Source organism: Vibrio genomosp. F10 str. 9ZD137, assembly GCF_049974785.1.
Taxonomy (GTDB): domain Bacteria; phylum Pseudomonadota; class Gammaproteobacteria; order Enterobacterales; family Vibrionaceae; genus Vibrio.
The window spans coordinates 1-1,861 of record NZ_JBNGCJ010000368.1 but is presented as its reverse complement, the minus strand read 5'-3'; the positions used below and the strand labels follow the sequence as shown (position 1 = coordinate 1,861).

The following is a 1,861-nucleotide window of genomic DNA, read 5'->3' as shown; positions in this document are numbered from 1 at the left end:
CTGAAGTGGAAGGTACGATGGGGCAATACGCCAGCAATCAGGGGGGGATGTATTTGGTTGAAGTACCGAGCGATGTTGAAGCGTTAAAAGCGAAGGTAAAAGACACCTCACATCTTCACTATGTCAGTCAAACGACGCTGTCGGTCGATGAAACCGCTGATGTGATTGATGAGCTTCGCCGTGTCTTCCCAGATATTCAAGGACCTCGCAAAGATGATATTTGCTACGCGACCCAGAATCGTCAAGATGCGGTTCGTGAACTCGCTAATGATGTTGATGTGATGGTCGTCGTCGGTTCAAAAAATTCATCCAATTCAACGCGTCTGAAAGAATTAGCTGAAAAACTGGGTACACCGGGTTACCTGACAGATTGTCCAGAAGACATTAAGCCAGAATGGTTTAGTGGAAAAGTAAAAGTGGGCGTGACCGCTGGCGCATCAGCACCAGAAGAGCTGGTCGATCAAATATTGGATCGTATTAAAGAACTCGGAGCAAGCTCGGTAGAAAACGTACTAGGAAGAGAAGAGAATATGTTCTTTGAAGTTCCTAAAGAATTACAGATTAAGCAGATAGACTAGTTTTCCGTAGGTTTATTTACTGTAAGTTTATGTTGAGAGATAAAAAATGGAGCGCTAAGGTAGCGCTCCATTTTTATTGTTTGTTTTTGTACCCATTGATACAAAGTGTTATCGACGCATTACGCGGTCTTAGTTTCAACCTGAGGGTGCTCTTCATCAGCCAAATCAGTGTCGCCTTTGCCTTTTGAAATCTTAATGACATAAGCGGTTACGCCTAAAGTGAATAAGATGCCCACAATGGTAGATAGTTGAATTGGTAAGCCAAAGCCAAGGGTACTGTTGTTTAGAATGAAGGTAGACACAACGGTCGTCATGAACATAGCAGGAACCGTGGTTACCCAATGCATTTTTCCGTGGCGCAGCAGGTATGCGGAAGCGGTCCAAAGCATCATGACGGCGGTAGTTTGGTTAGCAAACCCGAAATAACGCCAGATAATGCCGAAGTCAACTTGAGTTAACACCCCGCCAAGTACAAACAGTGGTAATGCCATCAGTAGACGGTTACGCAGCGTTTTTTGCTCCATGTTGAAGTATTCAGCCAAAATCAAACGGCTTGAACGGAAAGCAGTATCGCCAGACGTGATTGGCAGAATAACCACACCTAGGAACGCTAAAATACCACCAAATACACCCAAAAGACCAAATGAAGCACCGTAAACCACCGCACCAGGTCCGCCATTTGCTACGGCTTCACCCAAAGCATCAACCGAGCCAAAGAAAGATAGAGCAAGAGCACACCAGATAAGAGCGATGATACCTTCACCAATCATTGCGCCGTAAAAGACGAAGCGACCATTTTTTTCATTTTCCATGCAGCGAGCCATAAGTGGAGACTGAGTCGCGTGGAAGCCAGAAATAGCACCGCAAGCTATGGTGATAAAGAGTGCTGGCCAAAGTGGCATATCGTTAGGATTCATGTTGTTGAACATGTCACTCACTTCAAAGCCACCAAGAACCGTGTGCTCACTTGATACGGCAACGGCTGTAATTAAACCCACTGACATGAAGATCAGTAACGCCCCAAACAATGGATAGAAGCGACCAATGATTTTATCAACAGGGACAATCGTTGCGATGATGTAGTAGCCAAAAATGATGGCGACTAACGTGCTCATGCTAACGTTCAGATCCGTTTGGTCATTGATTAGGTTTGTGATCATTCCAGCAGGCGCCGAAACGAATACCACACCAACAAGCAGCAACAAGACAATGGCAAAAATGTTCATAAAATGTTTGGCGCCTTTGCCTAAGTAGCGGCCTGTGATGGTGGGTACCGAAGCCCC

At 45.4% G+C, this 1,861-nt stretch carries 1 protein-coding gene and 1 pseudogene; one reads left to right on the top strand and one right to left on the bottom strand.

Translation table 11 applies throughout. The features are described from left to right. A pseudogene (gene ispH, locus ACP45E_RS08180) lies at positions 1–578 on the top strand (4-hydroxy-3-methylbut-2-enyl diphosphate reductase); the annotation flags it as partial. Between the two features lie 119 nt (positions 579–697). Here ispH and ACP45E_RS08175 read toward each other — a convergent pair. Beyond that, a partial coding sequence (locus ACP45E_RS08175; protein WP_069584875.1) for a carbon starvation CstA family protein occupies positions 698–1,861 on the bottom strand: 1,164 nt, incomplete at its 5' end.